This is a genomic window from Aeromonas sp. MTB (assembly GCF_056632455.1).
Genome location: NZ_CP147026.1, coordinates 1,316,954 through 1,332,384, shown reverse-complemented (window position 1 = coordinate 1,332,384; position 15,431 = coordinate 1,316,954). Strand labels below are relative to the sequence as shown.

The following is a 15,431-nucleotide window of genomic DNA, read 5'->3' as shown; positions in this document are numbered from 1 at the left end:
CAAAAATCATACCTTTATCAAACAATTATCTCGCTTCGCTTGCTAACATAGCGGTCAACTGAGACCAATAACAGGACGCCCATATGTGGCAAAAAAACATCAATGACTTCGATCGGGTCGTTGCCATCGGTGGTGGCCATGGCATGGGACGAGTGCTTTCGTCCCTCTCGTTTCTCGGTCAACGGCTCACCGGCATCGTCGCCACCACAGATGATGGTGGCTCGACCGGACGCCTGCGCAAGAGTCAGGAGTGCATCGCCTGGGGCGATCTGCGCAACTGCCTGAACCAGCTGGTGACCGATCCCAGCATCGGCAGCCTGTTGTTCGAATACCGCTTCGCCGGCAAAGGCGAGCTGGCGGGCCACAACCTTGGCAACTTGATGCTGCTGGCGCTCGATAATCTCTGTGTCCGTCCTCTTGATGCTATCAAGCTGATCAGTGACATGCTCAAAATCGAGTCACAATTGCTACCCATGTCTGAATTTCCCACCGACCTCTGCGCCCATATGGAGTGTGGCACCCAGATCCTGGGAGAGGTATCCATCGATCAACTGGCAACACCGCCCCTCTCCCTCGGCCTGATGCCGGAAGTGCAAGCGACCCGGGAAGCGGTGCTGGCATTGCAGCAGGCGGACATGATCATTCTGGGGCCGGGCAGTTTTCTCACCTCCATCATGCCGCCACTGCTGCTGGCCGAGATCGCCCAGGCCATCAACGAGAGCAGCGCCATGCTGGTTTTCGTCTGCAATCTGGTGGCGGAGAACGGTCCTGCCAGCCAGCTGGATCTGATGAGTCAGTGTCGCTGGCTGGAGTCCCGGGTCGGTCAGGGTCGGCTGGATGCCATCCTGGCCCCACAGGGCGCGAGTGATGCGGGGGACTGGCAAGGGCGTGTGATCGAAGCCGAGCTGGGCGAGCTTGAGCTGCCCCATCGGCACGATCGGTTGAAGCTGAAACTGGCGCTGGACCGGATCATCCAGCAACTGCTCAACCAGCGTTAGGCAACGGTCACGGCGCCCCGGCATCCCTGCATGGCGCCGTTAATGATAATCGGCAAGAAACGCGAGCACCTGGGGCAAGGAGGCCTCCAGCAGTTGCAACTGGCGCTCTGCCTCGGCCACATCGGCCTGCTTGCTGGCCATCTCCAGCGCCATCACCTGCTGATAACTCGGTATGGCGCCGTAGCTGCCACAGGATGATTTCATGCTGTGCGCCACCCGAGCCAGCGCCTCCCACTCTCCCTGTTCATAGAGGGGTCTGAGCTGACTCAGCTGCTCGCCCACCTCTTCAATAAAGACTGCGATGACCACGGGCAGCATATCCGGACCGATATCCTCTGCCAGCTGCTGCAACACCTTGCGATCCACCCACTCCATGCGAGGCTCCTCCAGAACGGTATTCAAACAGACCATACTATAGATAGTTTTCGATGTCGTGGCTCACGACCAGGCAGTGATGAAGCACCCGATTGGATGGCTCAGGGAATAAAGTGGAAAAAATGTGATCAACATCGAAATAGCGATGCTGAAACGCCCGTCAAGACAACAACCTGATTGCCACAAATTAACAATTGATCAACACTCAATTCCGTCAGAGTGATGATGCTCAGCAACACCTCTCATCCCTTTTGCCTTTTATGGCTGCTGCGAAGAACCAGGGTAGGTATCTACCCTGGTATTTTTTTATCTTGCTCAAGCGCGACCTGGTTGGTCGCCACTCGCTCCCCCATGCGAAACAGATTGAATTCGCCGGGCGCCATTTTGACCCAATTCTCATTGCCGGTCAGCGGACGGGTGGTGATCAGGGTGACCACATCGTTGGGGGTGGTCTCCCTTTGAAAGTCGATCACCACCTCCTCATCCAGCAGGCTCGCCTCGCCAAAGGGCGCGCAGCGGGTCAGCCAGTGCAGATTGTTGCTGCAGTAGCTCATCACATACTCCCCGTCCGAGAGCAGCATGTTGAACACCCCGAACGCTCTGAGCTCGTCACACAGGGTGGCGAGATAGCGAAACATGGCGGGAAAGTTGGCCGGACGCTTGGGATATTTTTGCTCCAGCCGATCGAGCAGCCAGCAGAAGGCGTGCTCGCTGTCGGTATCCCCCACCGGCCGGTGGCGGCCGGTTGGCAGCTTCTTGTAGCCGGTCAACTGACCGTTGTGGGCGAAGGTCCAGTAACGGCCCCACAGCTCACGGGTAAAGGGGTGGGTATTTTCCAGTGACACGCAGCCACGGTTGGCTTGCCGAATGTGGCTGACCACGGCGCAGCTCTTGATGGGCAGCGCCTGTACCAGTCTGGCGATGGGAGATTGGGCGCTGGGCTCGGGATCCTTGAAGGTGCGAAAGCCCTTCCCCTCGTAGAAGGTGATCCCCCAGCCATCCTTGTGGGGCCCGGTCTTGCCGCCGCGCAGCATCAACCCGGTAAAGCTGAAGCAGATATCGGTCGGCACATTGGCACTCATGCCGAGCAGTTCGCACATATCCGGCAGACTCCTTTCATGATTTGGCTTGTGTCATGTTCGACCAGCACGCTGGTTCGACAGACCGCAGGGGAAGGCGCAATCCCTTCCCCTGTGACTGGCAACAACCGGCAGATGGCAAACCATGCAACCGGTGATGCCCTTGTCTGGTGACGATGGCCTGATTACTTGGCCATCTCTTTTTCGACCAGCTGGATCAGGATGTGGATCACCTTGATGTGCACTTCCTGAATACGGTCGGCATAGCCAAAGTGCGGCACCCGGATCTCGACATCCGCCAGACCTGCCATCTTGCCGCCATCCTTGCCAGTCAGGGCGATCACTTTCATCCCTTTGGCGCGGGCCGCTTCGATGGCTTTCAGGATATTGCCGGAGTTGCCGCTGGTGGAGATGCCAAGCAGCACGTCGCCACGGCGGCCGACCGCTTCTACGTAGCGGGAGAAGACATAGTCATAGCCAAAGTCGTTGGAGACGCAGGAGAGGTGGCTCGGATCGGAGATGGCGATACCGGCATAACCTGGGCGGTTCTCGCGGTAACGACCGGTCAGCTCTTCGGCGAAGTGCATGGCGTCACAGTGGGAGCCACCGTTGCCACAGGAGAGCACCTTGCCCTCTTCTTTGAAAGAGTCGGCCAGCAGTTTGGCGGCCGCTTCGATGTTTTTCAGGTTCTGCTCATCAGCCAGGAAGGCCTGCAGCACGCTGGCAGCTTCGGTCAGTTCATTGCGGATCAATTCTTGGTACATGATGTCTCTTCCACTGTTTTTAGTGTGCGTGTAGATCGCGGCTATTCTCGCACAAGCGAATCGCACAGTCGCCCCCCTGCGAGCCACAGCGCTGGCGGCGCGTGAGCGTTATGGGGATCACAGAGAGAAGGTAATGAAGATGTAAACAGCTTGATAACTTTGTGCGTATGAATTACAACAGGGGCCATATCCAACAGGTCAGACCTCTGGATCAGTTACGCCACGTTGGCAACCTAACCACGCAAGGAGCAAGCAATGACGACGACCCTCACTCTGCTCGGGGTGATCCTGGTTATCGGAGCCCTGGCCTATCGCCGGGCATCCCTGTTCATCTCCACCCTGGTCACCGGCGCCGCCCTGGTGCTTGGCACCATCTATGGTCATGTGCCCTTGCTGGTATGGGCGCTGTTCGCGGTGATTGCCATCCCGCTCAATCTGGTGGAATTTCGCCGCAATCAAATAACCAAGCCGCTGTTCAAGATCTACAAATCGATCATGCCGGAAATGTCCCGCACCGAGAAAGAGGCGATTGAAGCGGGCACAACTTGGTGGGAAGCCGATCTGTTCGCGGGCAACCCGGACTGGAAAAAACTGCACGCCATCCCGGTCAGTGCCCTCTCTGCCGAAGAGCAGGCCTTTATGGATGGTCCGGTCGAGGAAGTGTGCCGCATGGTGAGCGACTGGGAAGTGACTCACGAGCGCGCGGATCTCTCCCCCGAGGTGTGGCAATACCTGAAGGACAACAAGTTCTTCGCCATGATCATCAAGAAGAAATATGGCGGTCTGGAGTTCTCGGCCTACGCCCAGTCCTGCGTCCTGCAAAAATTGTGCGGCGCCAGCGCCGTGCTCGCCTCCACCGTCGGCGTACCCAACTCGCTGGGCCCGGGCGAACTGCTGCAGCACTACGGCACTGACGCGCAGAAGGATTACTACCTGCCCCGCCTGGCGGTAGGTAAAGAGATCCCCTGCTTCGCCCTGACCAGCCCGGAAGCGGGTTCTGATGCCGGCTCCATCCCCGACTTCGGTATCGTCTGCAAGGGCGAGTGGGAAGGAAAAGAGGTTCTCGGTATGCGCCTCACCTGGAACAAGCGCTATATCACGCTCGCCCCTATCGCCACGGTCTTGGGTCTCGCCTTCAAACTGCGTGATCCGGAACACCTGTTGGGGGACGAGGAAGAGCTTGGTATCACCTGCGCGCTGATCCCCACTCACATCAAGGGTGTCGGTATCGGCCGTCGCCACTTTCCGCTCAACGTGCCGTTCCAGAACGGTCCGACCCAAGGCAAGGATGTGTTCGTCCCGCTCGATTTCATCATCGGTGGCCCGGCCATGGCCGGTCAGGGCTGGCGCATGCTGGTCGAGTGTCTGTCGGTCGGTCGCGGCATCACCCTGCCCTCCAACAGCACCGGCGGCGTCAAGATGCTGGCCCTAGCGAGCGGCGCATATAGCCGCATTCGTCGCCAGTTCAAGCTGCCCATCGGCAAGATGGAAGGGATTGAAGAGCCGCTGGCCCGCATCGGCGGCAACGCCTACATCATGGGCGCCGCAGCCAACCTGACCGTGACCGGTATCGACCTTGGCGAGAAGCCCTCGGTCATCTCCGCCATCGTCAAATACCACCTCACCGACCGTGCCCAGAAGTGCATCATCGATGCCATGGACATCCACGGCGGCAAAGCCATCTGCATGGGCCCCAACAACTATCTGGCCCGTGGCTATCAGGGTGCCCCCATCGCCGTTACGGTGGAAGGGGCCAACATTCTGACCCGCAGCATGATCATCTACGGTCAGGGCGCTATCCGCTGCCACCCGTATGTACTGCCGGAGATGCTGGCTGCCAGCCATCCCGACAAGGAGCAGGCGCTGAAAGATTTCGACAAGGCAGTATTCAGCCACGTCGGCTTTGCCATCAGCAACCTGGTGCGCAGCTTCTGGCTGGGTGTGACCGGCGCTCGCTTTGCCGCGGCCCCTTACAAGGATCAGACCAAGGGCTACTACCAGCAGCTCTCCCGCCTCTCGGCCAACCTGGCGTTCCTGTCAGACATGGCGATGGGTACTCTGGGTGGCGAGCTCAAACGCAAGGAGCGGGTTTCCGCCCGCCTTGGCGACGTGCTGAGCCAGCTCTATCTGGCCTCCAGCGCCCTCAAGCGCTATCAGGATGAGGGACGCCAGCAGGCCGACCTGCCGCTGCTGCACTGGGCACTGCAAGATGCCATGTTCAAGGCACAAGAGGCGATCGACGAGCTGCTGCGCAACTTCCCGAACCGCTGGATTGGTCTGGCCCTGCGCGCCGTGGTGCTGCCGCTTGGCCGTGACCTGAACCGTCCGTGCGACAAGCTGGACCAACAGGTTGCCCGTCTGCTGCAAACCCCGAGCGAGACCCGCAGCCGCCTGGCCAAGGGCCAATACCTGACTCGCGAAGAGGGCAACCCCTTCGGTCTGCTGGAGCAGGCGCTCGATGACGTGCTGGCCGCCGAGCCGCTGTTCGAGAAAGTCTGCAAGAGCGATAGTATCAAGCGTCCCTTCATCGCGCTGGACAAGGTGGCCGACATTGGCCTGGCCGCTGGCGTACTGACCCAGAGCGAAGCCGAGCTGCTGCGCCGCGCCGAAGTAAGTCGCCTGCGCACCATCAACGTCGATGATTTTGACCCCATCGATCTGGTGGCCAACAAGAAGCTGTTTGAAGCCTCCGCTTACCATCACGCGGCCTGATAACCAGCTATCGACAACGCCTCCCTTGTGGAGGCGTTTTATTATCGGCAATCATCCCCATTCACGACCCCCTATTGCCCCAACTTGCACGCATAGCTCCCCCGACCAGCTGCTACCCCCGTGTGGTCAGCCGGGAAAAAAGGCACAATAGCCGACAAATCGAATCACCAAGGAAGCCAAGATGACCCTTGAGCACCTGATCCTGTGGCGCCGCGACCTGCACCGCCTGCCGGAAGCCGCCTGGAAAGAGTTTCGCACCACCAGCCTGATTGCCCACCACCTGAGCGAGCTCGGTTATCGCATTGTGCTTGGCGACAAACTGCTGGCCAGCAATCTGATGATGGGCCGTGATGTGGATGTGGCGGCCGAGAAGGCTCGCGCCCGTCGTCAGGGAGCCCATCCCGACTGGCTGGAGCGGATCGGCGATGTCACTGGCCTGATGGGAGAGCTGGATACCGGCCGTCCCGGTCCGACCCTGGCCTTTCGCTTCGATATCGACGCGGTGGAGGTGGAAGAGTCCGACGCCGAACAGCACCAACCGCAGCAAGAGGGTTTTGCCTCCCACAACAAGGGGTGGATGCACGCCTGCGCCCACGATGGCCACACCGCCATCGGCATGGGGCTGGCCAGCCAGCTGATGGCGATGAAGGAGCAGCTTTGCGGCCGCATCAAGCTCTTCTTCCAGCCCGCCGAAGAGGGGTGCCGCGGTGGCAAGGCGCTGGCTGCCGGTGGCGCACTCGATGACGTGGATGCCCTGCTCTCGCTCCATATCGGTATTCACGCTGGCAGCGGCGAGCTGGTGATCAATCCCACCGAATTTCTCTGCTCCACCAAGTTCGACGTCCACTTTATGGGCACCGCCGCCCACGCGGGGCTCGAACCCAATGCCGGCAGCAATGCGCTGGCAGCCGCCTGCATGGCCACCACCGCCATGCTCGGTATTCCCCGCCACCGCGACGGCATGACCCGCATCAACATCGGCCAGCTTCACGCTGGCAGCGGCCGCAACGTCATTCCCGATCATGCGGAGCTGCGCGGTGAAACCCGCGGCGCCGATAGCGCGCTCAACGACTACATGTTCAGTCAGGTACAGCGCATCGTCGAAGGGACTGCCCTCGCCCACGGTGTCACCTACCGCATTATCAAGCAGGGCGAGGCCATTGCCCTCGACAACAGCCCGGCACTGCAGGCCGAGCTGGCGGCGCTGGCCCGCAAGCAGGGGCTCGCCACCATCCAGACTCGCCGCTTTGGCGCCAGCGAAGATGCCGGTTTTCTGATGGAGCGGGTGCAAAAGCAGGGGGGCGAAGCGGCTTACCTCATCCTGGGGGCCGATCTGGCGGCGCCGCACCATCACAACGAATTCGATTTCGATGAGCGGGTGATGCAAAGCGGGGTCGAGCTGCTGGCCGCCTGGGCACGCGCACGACTGGGTGTGGCAGAAGCAGCCCTCTCTTGATATCCCCTCGGCAAGCTCACCGGCTAACGGGATCAAAAAAGGCGCCTCGGCGCCTTTTTTCTGCAAGAAAAACCTGAGCACTACTCGCGGTGCTTGCGATGCACATCGGGGCGACCACCGGTCACGCTATCGGCTCTCCCCTCCTCTTTGGCCTTCTCGGCCCGCTTTTTGCGCATCTCGCGGGGATCGGCGATGAGCGGGCGGTAGATCTCGATACGATCGCCGTCGTGCAGCGGCTCGCTCCCTTTCACCGGGCGGCTGTAGATACCGAACTTGTTGACCGACAAGTCAATCTCGGGGTGCTTTTGCACGATGCCGGACTGCTCGATGGCCGCCAGCACGCAAGTCTCGGGCGCCACCCTCAGGGCAATCACCGTCTGCTGCTGCGGCAAGGCATAGACAACCTCGATATTGAGCTGGTCAGACACCGTAGACCTCCTTCGCCCGGTTGGAGAAGGCGGAGACCATGGAGCTCACCAGATCGCGGAATACCTGACCAAAGGCCACCTCGATAAGCTTGGAGGTAAACTCGAAATCGAGATCAAACTCCACCTTGCAGGCGTCGACATCGAGCGGGGTAAAGGTCCACCAGCCCGCCAGCTTGCGGAACGGGCCATCCACCAGCTCCATCCTGATCTGACGGTTCACATCCAGCTGATTGCGGGTAGTAAAGGTCTTGGCAATCCCCGCCTTGGCCACATCGACCGACGCCATCATGTAGTCATCGCCAGCCTCGTGGACACGGCTGCCGACACAGCCGGGCAAAAACTGCGGATAGGCATCCACATCGTTAACCAACTTGAACATCTGTTCTGCACTGAACATCACCAGGGCACTGCGCGTAATTCGGGGCATGGCTTTTCCTCATCCAATCGGCGCGATTTTATCACCATGTTTGGGGTTGTGGAGGTAAAACCTCAGCCAAACCGCTCAGAAAGCCACCACTTGACCTGCTGCGCGTTTTACAGCCGTCCCTGCCTACGTATAATACGAGCCTCCTAGTCATTGCCGGAAATCGCCCGTCATGAGCAAAAAAAACAGTAAAAACAAAGCCGGGTCCAGCACCATTGCACTCAACAGAACCGCGCGCCACGAATACTTCATCGAAGAGAAGATCGAAGCGGGTCTGTCCCTGCAAGGGTGGGAAGTCAAATCCCTGCGGGCGGGCAAGGCCAACATCAGCGAAGCCTATGTCATCTTCCGCGATGGCGAGGCCTATCTGTTCGGCTCCAGCTTCCTGCCACTGCAAGCGGCCTCCAGCCACGTGGTATGTGACCCGACCCGCACCCGCAAACTGCTGCTGAGCCGTCGTGAACTCGACAAGCTCGAAAGCCTGATCGCCCGTCAGGGCTACACCATAGTTCCCCTCGCCCTCTACTGGAAACAGTGTTGGGTCAAGGTCGAGATCGGCCTGGTGAAGGGCAAGAAAGAGCACGACAAGCGCGAAGATACCAAGGCCCGCGAATGGGATCGGGAAAAAGCGCGCATCATGAAGAACAAGCATCGCGGCTAACCTGCGACTGGCAGGATCAGGACGTCAGTTCACCTTCCCCCGGCGCAGCTGGCTCTTCAGGCTCAGCTGCGTACAATAAATCGGCAAACAGACTGGTTGCCAGAGGGAATGGGTATCAACGCCTTGCTATGACAGCATTTTTGCGTACAATCGCAATTAACAACTTGGGGCTGATTCTGGATTCGACAAGATTCACGAAACCCAAGGTGCATGCCGAGGTGCGGTAGGCCTCGTTAATAAACCGCAAAAAAATAGTCGCAAACGACGAAAACTACGCACTAGCAGCTTAATAACCTGCATAGAGCCCTTCTACCCTAGCTTGCCTGTGTCCTAGGGAATCGGAAGGTCATCCTTCACAGGATCGTGTGGAAGTCCTGCTCGGGGCGGAAGCATTAAAACCAATCGAGCTAGTCAATTCGTGGCGTGTCTCTCCGCAGCGGGTTGGCGAATGTAAAGAGTGACTAAGCATGTAGTGCCAAGGATGTAGTAATTTTGGACGGGGGTTCAAATCCCCCCAGCTCCACCAAACGTTTGGAAAGGGCCATCTCGTAAGAGGTGGCCCTTTTTATTTGTCCATGTCCATGTTGTTTACCGATATCAAACTGGTTGGATTTTTTTTCCAATATCCCCTTGAACTGGCCTTTGGCAAAAAAAATCAGGCGCATCACCGCGCAGGCTTTATCATCAGGTTGCCATCCCGGTACTAGCCGGACTCACAGCCGCACAGTGGCATGTCGTGGCCCAATATTGAGTAAATTGAAGTTGGCCGCTGCATTTTAATGCACTTACAATATGCGCCCAATTCTGTTGGATTCCTTCTGATGCTCCGCCAATGTGATCGTCTATTCCTGTTTCTCCTGCTACTGCTCTGGGGCGTGGCGGCGCACGCCATTACCAGTCTGAATGAAGATGAGTTTGATCTGTCTGAACGCGCCTGGCTGTCATCACACCAGGAGTTGGTCATCGGCATGCCGATGATGGGTGACCCTCCATACAGCTATAAGGATGCAGATCAACGTTTTACCGGCCCAGTCCCCGATATTGCGCAGCAGATTGCCAGAACGCTCGGGTTGACCCTGCGCTTCAAGGTTTACCCCTCCTACGTGGATGCGCTGACCGGGCTTGACCACGGCGCAATCGACATGCTGGTGAACGACCAGCCAAGCGAACAATGGCGATCCAATATTGTCTCCCTCCCGTTTTTGCTCTCCATGCCGCGCGGCGTGCTGCTCAACAATGGCAAAACGAAGTTGTCACGACAGGATGCCCATGGTTTGCACTGGGTATGTGTCACGGGAGTCAATGCTGGCAGTGAATTGAAAAAACTGGGATTTCCCCGTGTGACCGAGGCAGAGAGTCGCAGCGAAGCAGCCTTTATGCTCAAAAAGCGCATGGCTGACGCCTATCTTGCTGACATGCCGTCACTGGTGATGGTAAAAGATCAGCACCCCAAGGCTGGTTTCACCATTGCCACCCCGGAATGGATAAGCGGCACGTCTCTCTCCATCAATATGCACAAGAGCGCCCCGGCACTGGTCAGCCTGGTGAGCAAGGCATTCAACGAGATACCGGTTGAAGATCGTCGGCATATGCTGGCCGCCACCACGACTCGCCAACATGCGGACTCAGGAGCGGTTAAGTCTGTCCCGTTTACCCCTGAGGAGCAGGAGTGGCTCAACCAGCATCCTGAGCTGACTTACGGCGTCTCCCCGGACTGGACCTCCATGAGCGAGTTCAATTACCGGGGCAGGCTGGTCGGTTATGTGGCGGACCTGATGGCGCTGATGCAGCAAGTCTCCGGGCTGAAGTTCTCTCTGGTTCGCACCAATAGCTGGGGGGAAACTCAGAACCTGCTGAAGTTGCGGCAGATCGATTTTATTCCGGCCATCTCCCCCAACCACGACCGCGGCCAGTTTGCGCTGTTCACCCCCGGCTATCTGTTTGTCGATCGGGTCGTTATTGCCCCCAAACGCAGTGCTGATATCACCGATCTCTCACTGCTGCGAGGGAAACGGGTCGGCATGGTACATGGCTCGCTGGATAAAGATCTACTGACCAACATTGGCGCCCATCCGGTAGAGGTCAACAATGACAACCGCTTGCTGGAGCTGCTGGACACGGGCGATGCCGACTACGTGATGGTCACTCTGCCATCCGTCAACAAACGGGTGAGCGAACGCTATCAGGTGGTCTATGCCGGCAAAGACTTGCGCCTGCCGGTCGCCATGGCCACGCGCAAAGATCCCATGCTGCAGCGGATCCTTACCAAGGTGCTTTATTCGATACCGCCGGAGGAGCTCAATAAAGTGGAGAGACGCTGGCTCTCCATGAGCGTGCAGACCGGTATCAATAACGAAACAGTGCTGTTCTGGTTCGTAATGAGCGGCGCGGCAGCCACCCTGCTGTTTACCCTGTTCTGGGCCTGGAACCGTACCCTGAAACGGGAGATCGTGCAGCGACAACGGGCCGAGAAGACGCTCAATGAACAGTTGGTTTTCATCCAGACCCTGCTCGACTCCCTACCCAATATGGTGGCGCTGCGGGATCGCGATCATCGCCTGACCCTCAGCAACCGGGCATACCGCGAGCTGTTTGTCGGTGATGGGGAAGAAGGTGATCGCTGGGGCTATATGACCGAGGACGAGCGGCAACAGATGCTGCGCGAGGAGCGTGCGGTCTGGGAAACCGGCGAGATCTTCCAAGGATCGGGTTATACCCAGCGCGAGGGGGATGTTCCCCTGCACGTGGTCTACGTCAAGTTGCCCTATCGCGCAGCAGACGGCGCGATTCAGGGGGTGCTGACGGTATTGACCGATGTCAGTGCCCTCAAGGCCGCCGAAAACAAGGTGCGGGAAGTGGAGGGCAGGCTGCGGGACATCACCGACAGCATGCCGGGTCTGGTCTATCAATATCTCTGGCAAGGGGCCGGCAAGGGGAAATTCCTCTATCTGTCCCAGGGGGCCAGCGACATTCTCGGGATGACCCACCAAGAGTTGATGGCAGCCGAGTCTGGCGGCGTGATCCTCGGCTTGAACGATGAGGCTATGGCAACCTTTATCGATAAGGTGGCCAAACATGCGCAAACCCTTGAGCCGCTCGATATGGAGGTGCTGGTGCCCTCTGTTCAGGGGGAGCGCTATATCCAGATCCGCGGCAACTTTGTGGCGCAACAGGGCCATGATCGCCTGCTCAACGGCGTGGTGCAGGACATCACCGCCATCAAGCAACAGGAGCATGAGCTGCGTGAGGCGCGCGCCGCGGCCGAGCAGGCGATGCAGGCTCGCAGCCTTTTTCTGGCCACCATGAGCCATGAGCTGAGAACCCCCATCTCGGGCATGCACGGCATGCTGGAGCTGCTGCGCATGAGCGAGCTCAATGATGACCAGCGCTATCTGCTGCGCAATGTGGAGAGCTCGGCCAACCACCTGCTCTATCTGGTCAACGATATCCTCGACTTTTCCAAAATCGAGGCGGGTCAGCTGCACCTCAATCGCCAATCCTGCCGTCTACAACCCGTGGTGTGCGATGTGATCCGCGGCCATGCCGCACTGGCCTACAGCAAGGGGCTGAAGGTCACGCTCCAGTGGGAGGATCAACTCCCCGACCTGGCCGATATCGATCCGGTCAGAGTGGGCCAGGTGGTCTCCAATCTGCTCAACAATGCGGTGAAGTTCACCGAGCAGGGCGCCATTTCGATCCAGGCCAGCTATCACGACCAGCAGCTGGTTATCGCGGTGACGGATACCGGCATCGGCATCGCCGAAGAGAAGCAAGCACTGCTCTTTACCCCGTTCGAGCAGGTGGAATCCGATATCAATCGCCGCTTTGGTGGCACCGGTCTGGGCCTGGCCATCTGTGATCAGCTGGTGAAGAAGATGGGCGGCACCCTGACGGTCAAGAGCCAGCTCGGTGAAGGAGCCTGTTTCCGCTTCAGCATCCCGCTGCTCAATGGCCTGTGGGAACCACCCGCACTGGCGGGCAGCGAATGGTGGTGGCTGGGTAGCGATGCCGCCTTGCAGGCCACCATGGCACGGCTCGGCGCCCGGTTAACTCCCCTCGATATCCACCAGCTCACCGCCGATCTCGACGGCCTGCTGTTGGCGGAAGAGGCCGCGCTGGAGCCCAGTATGGGGAGCGATTGGCACACCTTGCTACAGTCCGGCACTCTCAAGGGGGTCATCCTCTCCCCTCGCGAAGCGTTGCGGGGACGCATGGGCTCGGAGAACTGGTGGCGCCTCGGCCAATCCCCCCTCTATCCGGATCTGTTGCTCGAAAGCTGCCGCGAGCTGATCACCGGGCGAGCCGTGACCCCCCATGCCGCCAGCATCGAAAAACTGGGCGGGCGGGTGCTGGTCGCCGATGACCATCTGGTCAATCGCGCCCTGCTGACCCGTCAGCTGGCGATTCTGGGGGTGGAGTGCGAGGTAGTGGAAGATGGCGAGAAGGCATTGCGCGCCTGGCAAACCCGGGATTTCGCCCTGCTGATCACCGACTGCCACATGCCGCACATGGATGGCTACACCCTGACCCGCCACCTGCGAGAACAAGGGGAGCAGGCCCCCATCATCGGCGTCACCGCCGATACCTCGGAGGAGGCGGCAGTCAATATGACGGCAGCCGGCATGAACGGCATGCTGTGCAAACCCTATTCGCTGGAGTCACTGCGCCAGATGCTGCTGCGGTGGTTGCCCGCGACTACGATCACAGAGAAAGTGCCCGCACGACAGGCCATCAATCTCGACATGATCGGTCGCTGGCAAGATCTGTTTGGCGATGAAGAGATTGCCAAAAGCATGGCAAGGGAGTATCTGGCCTCCAACCGGAAAGATTGCCACGCTATGATGAGCGCGCTCTCCTCCGATGATAGCCAGGAGCTGGTGGAGATCGCCCACCGCATCAAAGGGGCAGCCAGAATGGTCGGGGAGCTCTCCCTGGCCGAGCAGGCGGCGCAACTGGAATCGGCGGCCCGCCTCAAACAGTTGAGCGAGCTCGCGCTGCTGACACAGAGAGTGGAAGAACAGATGAACAATATTGAACGTGAAATGGGATTGTGGCTCGATGAGTAGAACGGCAGACGAGTTGGTCATCATGGTGGTCGAGGATCACGGGTTTCAACGCAAGACCCTGATGCACCAGATCCGGGCGCTCGGTTATCAGCAACTGCTGGAGGCCGCAGACGGCATCGAAGCCCTGGCGCTGTGCCAGAGCCACACTGTCGACATCCTGTTCTGCGATCTGCGGATGCCCGGCATGGATGGCATGGCGCTGCTGCGCCGCCTCTCGCTGGGTGGCTTTCGGGGCGGCATCATCCTCTCCAGCGCGCTGGAAGATGACGTGGTGGAGGCCGTGCTGCGCATGAGCGCGGCCTATGGTCTCCATGTGCTGGGTCGCATCGAGAAACCCTCCAGCCCGCAGCGGCTGCGCCAGTTGATCGACTCCTGGGCCCCCAAGTCGGCCCCCTCGGGCAAGGACGATGGCCTCGTCCTCTCGGTGGACGAGCTCAAACGCGCCCTCGACAACGACCAGTTGCTGCCCTGGTATCAACCCAAGGTCGGCTTTGCGTCCGGCCAGTGGGTGGGGATGGAGGCGCTGGCCCGCTGGCAGCATCCGGAATATGGGCTGATCTCCCCCGGCATGTTTATCCCGCTGGCGGAAAATAACGGCCTTATCGATCAGCTGACCGATGTCATCATCAACAAGTCGCTGCAGGATTGCCATCTGTGGGGACAGACCGGTCTCTCCCTCAATCTGTCGATGAACCTCTCAACCACCTCGCTGATTGAGGGAGATCTCTGCCACTTCCTGATCAACCAGTGCCAGCGCTGGGGCGTCAATCCCGAGCTGATCACCCTGGAGGTGACCGAAAGCTCGTTTGTCGAGGATATCGGCAAGGCACTGGAGGTGCTGACCCGGCTGCGGATGCACGGCTTTGGCCTCTCCATCGATGACTTCGGCACCGGCTACTCCTCGATGCAACAGCTGGCGCTGCTGCCCTTTACCGAGCTCAAACTTGATCGCTCGTTTGTCGATCGCTGCTATGCCGATCCCTCCCGTCTGGCCATTATCGAATCGAGCATCGAGCTGGCCCGCAAGCTGGGGCTGAAATCAGTCGCCGAAGGGGTGGAAGATGTGCAGACCTGGCAACTGCTGGCCAAGCTGGGGTGCGATATCTGCCAGGGCTTCTTTACCGCCCGCCCTATGCCACGCAGCGAACTGCAGCATTGGCACCAGATCTGGCAAGCCCGGCTCCCCACCCTGATATCCGGCTGATCTCCCGCGACCAACCCTTTGGGCCAACAGCGCGCCGATCGACAACGTGAATGGCCGCCTTCAAAGGTGGCCATTTTCTTTGTGTCAGGCTCGCCACTCACGCATGCCCGCCCCCGATCCACCAACCTTTTATCCAACCGAGTGCCCCCTTTGCTCTGCATGCGCCGCATGCCTTGAGTCACCATTTATGCAAAATAAGTTGCATCACAAATGGTGCTACTGGCGGATCACGCCTACCGCGAGCGAGAGCAGCCTCTCTTCTAC

11 protein-coding genes and 1 other RNA gene are annotated in these 15,431 nt (G+C 59.3%); 7 read left to right on the top strand and 5 right to left on the bottom strand.

Translation table 11 applies throughout. The features are described 5' to 3' along the window. Positions 1–83: 83 nt before the first annotated feature. Positions 84–998, top strand: coding sequence for a gluconeogenesis factor YvcK family protein (locus tag WBR25_RS06240; RefSeq protein ID WP_040065206.1), 915 nt, complete (start codon positions 84–86; stop codon positions 996–998). A 39-nt stretch (positions 999–1,037) separates the two neighbouring features. Here the strand turns inward: WBR25_RS06240 and WBR25_RS06235 are convergent, their stop codons facing one another. The 3 genes from WBR25_RS06235 to lpcA form a co-directional block, all read right to left on the bottom strand. Further along, positions 1,038–1,373: an Hpt domain-containing protein gene (locus tag WBR25_RS06235; protein ID WP_021229360.1), complete on the bottom strand. Its 336-nt coding sequence runs from the start codon at positions 1,371–1,373 to the stop codon at positions 1,038–1,040. A 290-nt stretch (positions 1,374–1,663) separates the two neighbouring features. Next, positions 1,664–2,473, bottom strand: coding sequence for a class II glutamine amidotransferase (locus tag WBR25_RS06230; protein ID WP_005353514.1), 810 nt, complete (start codon positions 2,471–2,473; stop codon positions 1,664–1,666). 164 nt (positions 2,474–2,637) lie between these two features. Further along, a complete protein-coding gene (gene lpcA, locus WBR25_RS06225) occupies positions 2,638–3,216 on the bottom strand; it encodes a D-sedoheptulose 7-phosphate isomerase (protein WP_005334485.1) in 579 nt (192 codons plus the stop codon). 255 nt (positions 3,217–3,471) lie between these two features. On the opposite strand from lpcA, the gene fadE reads away from it, so the two are divergent. Further along, a complete protein-coding gene (gene fadE / locus WBR25_RS06220) occupies positions 3,472–5,928 on the top strand; it encodes an acyl-CoA dehydrogenase FadE (RefSeq protein ID WP_479749572.1) in 2,457 nt (818 codons plus the stop codon). Positions 5,929–6,109: 181 nt separating this feature from the next. Further along, positions 6,110–7,384 (top strand): amidohydrolase, encoded by a 1,275-nt coding sequence (locus WBR25_RS06215; RefSeq protein WP_479749571.1) that lies wholly within the window; start codon positions 6,110–6,112, stop codon positions 7,382–7,384. Between the two features lie 80 nt (positions 7,385–7,464). On the opposite strand, the gene WBR25_RS06210 is transcribed toward WBR25_RS06215, so the two are convergent. Together WBR25_RS06210 and WBR25_RS06205 are read right to left on the bottom strand one after the other, a co-directional pair. Beyond that, positions 7,465–7,812 carry an RnfH family protein gene (locus tag WBR25_RS06210; protein WP_005334494.1) on the bottom strand — a complete coding sequence of 116 codons (348 nt, stop codon included), beginning with the start codon at positions 7,810–7,812 and terminating at the stop codon, positions 7,465–7,467. After that, a complete protein-coding gene (locus WBR25_RS06205) occupies positions 7,805–8,239 on the bottom strand; it encodes an SRPBCC family protein (protein ID WP_005334496.1) in 435 nt (144 codons plus the stop codon). The genes WBR25_RS06210 and WBR25_RS06205 overlap by 8 nt, the downstream gene beginning before the upstream one ends. A 169-nt stretch (positions 8,240–8,408) precedes the next feature. Here WBR25_RS06205 and smpB point away from each other — a divergent pair, with 169 nt between their 5' ends. From smpB to WBR25_RS06185, 4 genes are all read left to right on the top strand, one after another. Further along, positions 8,409–8,897 carry an SsrA-binding protein SmpB gene (gene smpB / locus WBR25_RS06200; RefSeq protein ID WP_005334498.1) on the top strand — a complete coding sequence of 163 codons (489 nt, stop codon included), beginning with the start codon at positions 8,409–8,411 and terminating at the stop codon, positions 8,895–8,897. Positions 8,898–9,063: 166 nt separating this feature from the next. Further along, positions 9,064–9,423, top strand: a transfer-messenger RNA (tmRNA) gene (gene ssrA / locus WBR25_RS06195). A 295-nt stretch (positions 9,424–9,718) separates the two neighbouring features. Continuing rightward, positions 9,719–13,963 (top strand): ATP-binding protein, encoded by a 4,245-nt coding sequence (locus WBR25_RS06190; protein ID WP_479749570.1) that lies wholly within the window; start codon positions 9,719–9,721, stop codon positions 13,961–13,963. Beyond that, entirely contained in the window at positions 13,956–15,167 is a 1,212-nt protein-coding gene (locus tag WBR25_RS06185) for an EAL domain-containing response regulator (RefSeq protein ID WP_005353540.1), read from the top strand. The genes WBR25_RS06190 and WBR25_RS06185 overlap by 8 nt, the downstream gene beginning before the upstream one ends. The last annotated feature ends 264 nt before the right edge of the window (positions 15,168–15,431 follow it).

Excerpts from the sequence above, each read along its gene's own strand:
- WBR25_RS06230 (WP_005353514.1), bottom strand. The coding sequence starts at position 2,473 with ATGTGCGAACTGCTCGGCATGAGTGCCAATGTGCCGACCGATATCTGC.
- WBR25_RS06185 (WP_005353540.1), top strand. The coding sequence starts at position 13,956 with ATGAGTAGAACGGCAGACGAGTTGGTCATCATGGTGGTCGAGGATCAC.
- WBR25_RS06205 (WP_005334496.1), bottom strand. The coding sequence starts at position 8,239 with ATGCCCCGAATTACGCGCAGTGCCCTGGTGATGTTCAGTGCAGAACAG.
- smpB (WP_005334498.1), top strand. The coding sequence starts at position 8,409 with ATGAGCAAAAAAAACAGTAAAAACAAAGCCGGGTCCAGCACCATTGCA.
- WBR25_RS06235 (WP_021229360.1), bottom strand. The coding sequence starts at position 1,373 with ATGGAGTGGGTGGATCGCAAGGTGTTGCAGCAGCTGGCAGAGGATATC.
- WBR25_RS06190 (WP_479749570.1), top strand. The coding sequence starts at position 9,719 with ATGCTCCGCCAATGTGATCGTCTATTCCTGTTTCTCCTGCTACTGCTC.
- WBR25_RS06240 (WP_040065206.1), top strand. The coding sequence starts at position 84 with ATGTGGCAAAAAAACATCAATGACTTCGATCGGGTCGTTGCCATCGGT.
- fadE (WP_479749572.1), top strand. The coding sequence starts at position 3,472 with ATGACGACGACCCTCACTCTGCTCGGGGTGATCCTGGTTATCGGAGCC.
- WBR25_RS06215 (WP_479749571.1), top strand. The coding sequence starts at position 6,110 with ATGACCCTTGAGCACCTGATCCTGTGGCGCCGCGACCTGCACCGCCTG.
- lpcA (WP_005334485.1), bottom strand. The coding sequence starts at position 3,216 with ATGTACCAAGAATTGATCCGCAATGAACTGACCGAAGCTGCCAGCGTG.